The sequence below is a fragment of the Microcoleus sp. BM001215392 genome, assembly GCF_036700185.1.
In the GTDB taxonomy this organism is placed as follows: domain Bacteria; phylum Cyanobacteriota; class Cyanobacteriia; order Cyanobacteriales; family Microcoleaceae; genus Microcoleus.
In genome coordinates this window covers 1-2,678 of sequence record NZ_JAUBOJ010000609.1, presented here as the reverse complement: position 1 = coordinate 2,678, position 2,678 = coordinate 1, and the positions used below count along the sequence as shown (strand labels likewise).

The following is a 2,678-nucleotide window of genomic DNA, read 5'->3' as shown; positions in this document are numbered from 1 at the left end:
TTACGGAGGTCATGCTTCGCCCCTACGAAGATATTTGCAAAAATGAGATGCACCCGGAATTCAAGCCCTCAGACAATCTGAAAACTTGCATTCTTCTCATCAGACTGTTTGCCAGCTAGAGCCTAGTAATGTGGAAAAATAAATAACAATTGGTAACTTGCAGCCTATGTTCATAGTGCAGCATTGGTGGGAATTAATTTTATTTCTGATTGTGGCGATCGGGCCGCTCCCATTAAGCTTGTCTCTTGCCGAATTGAATCACAAGGAAAACCGTAACTGTTCCTTGCCCCATTTTCTGCTAGTAATTCTGACGGGATGGAGCACCGTACAAGTTTGTACTGGTCTGATTTTAGGAAGTGCAGAGCGTCTAAATCTGGCTGAATTAATGATAGCAGAAATTGTGCTTTTTGCGATCGGCACAATCGCGATTTCTGCCCAAAAAAACCGAGCTTTTAGCTTGTGGCACTGGCAGGCGCCCCAACTCAAGCAACCTCTGAACCCCTGCGAACTCCTGATTGTCGGTAGTGGCGCTTTTGCAGGATTTGTGTTGTGGGACACTCTCACCACCAAACCCACAACCAATTATGACTCATTGTGGTTTCACCTGCCGGCGATCGCCCGCTGGTATCAAACCCACTCATTTACCCTACTAGATGCCGCCGGAAATTGGATTTTTGAACAAGAGCAAGCCAGAATATATCCCTACAACTGGCACGTTTTATCTGCCTTGTGCCTCATCCCCTTCGGAGAAGATTTTGTCGCAGCTTGTCCCCTGCTAATTGCCTGGATAATTGAAGGAATTGCCATCTATTTATTGAGCATAAAATTTGGAGCCAGCCGAATTCACGCTATGGCAGCATCATCTTTAGTATTGACAGTGCCGATGGTGCTTAACCAAGTTAACACCATTCACCCTGACTTACCGCTAGCTGCCATATTTACAGCGAGTTTGTATTTCGGTTTGTCCTATTTCAGCAGCAGATCGACCTCGGAACTATCCTTATTTTTGGCAACAGCAGGAATGCTAGCCGGAATAAAAATCACCGGATTAATCTATGCAGTCTCACTTTTAGGAGGATTAGCAATATTAGAAATTAAAAGATTCGCAGTCGAGCAAAATTCCGCAGTCACCAATCAAGACGTACCAACAGCTTCTATAGCTAGGGCGCGCCACCAACAACAGCTTACTGCGATCGCTCGCACCTCAAACAACTTTTTGCGCGCCGCCGGCAATTTCCGAATTCGCCACCTCAAACCAGTCTTGCTCGGCGGCATAGTTTGCTGCTTGTTTTTAGGAGGTTTTTGGTATGCCAGAAACCTGCTCCACGTCAATTATCCTGTCGGCGATTCCCGCGAGATTAAAGTTCCCTTACAGCCCGTACCCCTACCATCTCCGATACCATCTCCGATACCATCTCCGATACCATCTCCGATACCTCCGGTACAGCAGCCAGCACCTACGATACCAGCGCCGCCAGTTGCGCCGTCTTTCAGGATTTGGCAAAGCACTTTAGCAGCTCAATTCAATCCCAGGAATCTTGCTCACTGGCAAACTCTCGGCTGGCAAATTATCGTGAGATTGCAACTGCCATTTATAGCGATCGCACTTCAGGCCTTAGCAGCACCTCTGGCATTATTTCAAGGTAAAACTAAAATTAGCAAGCAAAATAATATCATACTTCTGGTACTGCTGGCTAGCACAGGAATTCTGTATCTCGTTACACCTTACACCTCGGGTACTGGCGGAGAGTCGATCGGTCAAATCACCCCTTTACTCGGTTTCAATCTCAGATACGGATTTCCCTTTTTAAACTTGCTGGGAATCGCAGCCGCAGCTACAGCAACTAAGTTAAAAACTCGCAATCAAATTGTGGTAACAGTTGTGGTAATTAGCAGCATTTCAGGAATTGTCAGCAGCACAATTTTTGATATCATTAAAAATGCTTCTTTTAGCGGCACCAGTATTATTTGGGGTAGCGGGTTGATTGACACCTTTAAATCTAACTTCGGTGCAGCCCTCCATCAAACAACAAAAATATTAGCTCCTAGTTGGCAGCATTTAGGGATATATCCGTTACTATATATTGGATTGCTGCTGCTGGCTTGGATTGTGTTCAAGCACCATCCTCGCTTGATGTGGTTGAAAAATTCCCTTCCAAAGCTCAAAAAGTCGAGTAAGATCGCGATCGTTGGTATCTGCATAGCATTGATGGTAAGTGCGAGTTGGGTGGCTCGGGAAAAGCGGGATGTTGCTCGCGCCGAACTCTATCGCAACATTTACGAGTATATCGATCGGCATACAGTACCAGATCAAAAAATCGGCTTCTATTTGAGTTCCCGCAGCTACCTGTTTTACGGCAAAAATTTGGACAGACAAGTTTTATATGTGCCGTTTAGAGCCGATCGACTTTCTGCATGGATTGAGAACCTGCGAAAGCACAAAATAAGTACCGTGGGATTCGGCCCCCTGACTGAAACAGACTACTATACCAAACAAGCTTTATCTTGGCTGACAAGTCCCGAGGGCCCGCTACAACCAGTTTTTGGAAAAGATTTTTATACTGAGTCAGTGCTGTATCGCTTAAAAAATTAAAATCGCACTTGTTCAGTCTGGAAATCAAATCCGGGTGCATCTGGTTTTTGAAGCCTGAAGAAGCATGACCGCAGATAAGTTATTA

At 45.4% G+C, this 2,678-nt stretch carries 1 protein-coding gene; it reads left to right on the top strand.

Features of this window, described 5'->3' with window-relative positions; translation table 11 throughout:
• The first annotated feature begins 166 nt into the window (after positions 1–166).
• On the top strand, positions 167–2,593 hold the full coding sequence (locus tag QT974_RS33300) for a hypothetical protein (RefSeq protein ID WP_333472636.1): 2,427 nt from the start codon (positions 167–169) through the stop codon (positions 2,591–2,593).
• Positions 2,594–2,678 lie beyond the last annotated feature (85 nt).

Bases quoted from the DNA above. Each gene is read 5' to 3' on its own strand.
- QT974_RS33300 (WP_333472636.1), top strand. From the start codon at position 167: ATGTTCATAGTGCAGCATTGGTGGGAATTAATTTTATTTCTGATTGTG.